The following is a 2,342-nucleotide window of genomic DNA, read 5'->3' as shown; positions in this document are numbered from 1 at the left end:
CGCGCGCTCGCGGACCTCAGGGGAAAACTTCGTAGACTTGTTCATGGCTCCATTCTCTCAAGAGTTGGAGCCTCCTCAGAACCCGGGGCGATTCAAGGAGCTTCGCCATGGCCCCCTTAGCCGAAATACATTGGCGTACACCGCAATCACGCGCGCCAAGACAGCATTGAACGCCTACTGTACCGGCAAGACAAATCCTGCGCTTGAACAAGCATTTGCTGAGCCCAAGCACATGGAACTTGACGACCTCTTCCCGAGCAAGAAATGAACACTGAAACCTTAGTTTGGTATGTCGCTAAGCGAGAAGATCTTCCGGAGATCGCTTTCGGAATCGGAGACTTCCGCGAACGAACCTATCCCACACGTAGTGAGTCATTGACTCCCGCCACGGATGTCAAAGTGGCATTTGCTACCGATTCGACAGGATCGCTGGACTATCAGCCTCCTTCCGTATTTGTGCTGGATGGGCAATCGGCTCCCGAAACCCTTTCGTGGCTCCGGGTCTACGCGAGAGGCGCATTTCCGCTAAGCCAGTTTGCGCGAGTTGTCACTGGAGCTGACTGGGCTCTGCTTTCTGCTGATGAACCTGATGGAAGAGCAGCACGTACGGACAAGTGGTCAAGCGTCATTCTTGGGGAGATTCTGGCTCAAGCGGACTTTGAAGGAGAGCTTGATACGCTCCCTGTATCGAGAGCGAACGCATGCTTCTCCTCTGCGATTGCACGCACCGTATTTCTCCACGACTCGTATTCGGTAACGCGGACCTGCACTGAACGCCTAAGAGACGCCTCGAAGGATCCCCGTTTTGGGAAGCGAGTCATCCCAGTCGATATGCTAGTGCCCATTTGGGCCGCTCTATCGGCTAACGTTGGGGACGCCTCAGACATCCGCGAACTTACGGAGCTGTTTTTGCATGCAGCGGACATAGCCAACGATAGCCGACCGAACAACCATCGTCACCGAGAGCTTTTCAACTTCCATTCGCAGATATTCAGTGATTCGGTGGAAGAGCGCGTTGTTGCCTTTCAGCGTATTTCTTCAGAAATCGGGTCGAGCATTTCTCTGTCTCCGTCACCCGCCTCGCATTCAGCGGCGATGCTTGCGCTAGCCGCGTTCCTCGTCGGCAGAGGCACGAGCCACGCATTCCTTCTTAGAAAGTTCGCTACCGTCGCTCCGCTCGCTTTCGCTTGGTTTGGGCTTGCGGCAGCCCTGCGAGGACCAAGGGGCTGGGATCCTGCTTGGGCGCGAGTAACTAAGGGGATCGAGCGACAGGTCCGCTCCGCATTTCACTGGAGCGACCCTCCAGCCGCAGATATCTGCTGGACAGAGTACAAATGGCTGTCTGATCGATTTTCTGGCCACCAAGCTCTCTCAGAGATTGCGCGGTTGGCGCCACGCTCACTGACCATTGAGGTAGTTCCGGGGGCAACATGCCAATTTCGGACATCTGAAAGTGCGTCTCGACATGACCAAGAAGTCAGGGCATCGCAGGCCACGCCGGGGCTTGATCAAGAGGTTCGTGCAGCCTTTGAGTCACTGATCGCTCTTTCAAACAAAGCTAAGCGATTGCTCGACCGGACTGAACCACAAACGGGAGAACAGAGAGGGCTACCCCTAGAGGACGTGAACCCCTCCCCCGGCAAATCAAAGTCAAAGCGGAGCTCGAAGAAGTCATCTCATTGAACTAGGCATTGACCGCTCAAGAACTATGAGAAGGCTAAGGCTGGAACGAGGCTTCCCAGCCACCCTCTTACGCGACGATGGAACGCCATGGCCGGCTCTGGAATCACCAAAACCGAAACATCTCGCTGCAATCACTGACCCACTGGCAATCGGCGGCCTACTTCGTGCCATCGACGGTTATCGAGCCACTTTTGTCACAAAGTCCGCGCTAAAAATCGCCCCACTCGTCTTCGTCCGCCCGGGAGAATTGAGGCATGCCGAGTAGACTGAGTTCGACCTGGACAAATCCGAGTGGAACATCCCTGCGGAAAGGATGAAGACACGTGTTTCGCATCTTGTGCCCCTTGCACCGCAGGCAGTGGAGATCCTGCGCGAACTTCAGCCACTTACAGGGACGGGGCGCTATCTCTTTCCAAGGGCGCACGGTCCGAAGCGTCCGATGAGCAATAACGCTGTCTTGTCCGCCCTTCGCCGAATGGGCTATGCAAAAGACGAAATGAGTGGGCATGGCTTCCGGGCAATGGCCCGCACAGTATTGGACGAAGTTCTTGGCTTCCGCCCAGATGACCTGCCCCCAGGTTTCCGTGCCAATCTGATCTAAGTAGAGTCCGTCATAACGACGAGGACGGACATGAAGAAGCGTTTTACCGACGAACAGA

1 protein-coding gene and 1 pseudogene are annotated in these 2,342 nt (G+C 55.6%); both read left to right on the top strand.

Annotation, left to right across the window (positions count from 1 at the left end):
- A partial coding sequence (locus BDW41_RS23825; protein ID WP_233497007.1) for a hypothetical protein occupies positions 1-268 on the top strand: 268 nt, incomplete at its 5' end.
- A gap of 1,530 nt (positions 269-1,798) precedes the next feature.
- Positions 1,799-2,248: pseudogene (locus tag BDW41_RS22850) on the top strand (site-specific integrase); the annotation flags it as partial.
- Positions 2,249-2,342 lie beyond the last annotated feature (94 nt).

The sequence above is a fragment of the Dyella sp. AtDHG13 genome, assembly GCF_003201105.1.
In the GTDB taxonomy this organism is placed as follows: Bacteria; Pseudomonadota; Gammaproteobacteria; order Xanthomonadales; family Rhodanobacteraceae; genus Dyella; species Dyella jiangningensis_B.
Note: the sequence above shows the minus strand (reverse complement) of the source record. Positions and strands in the feature narration are given on the sequence as shown.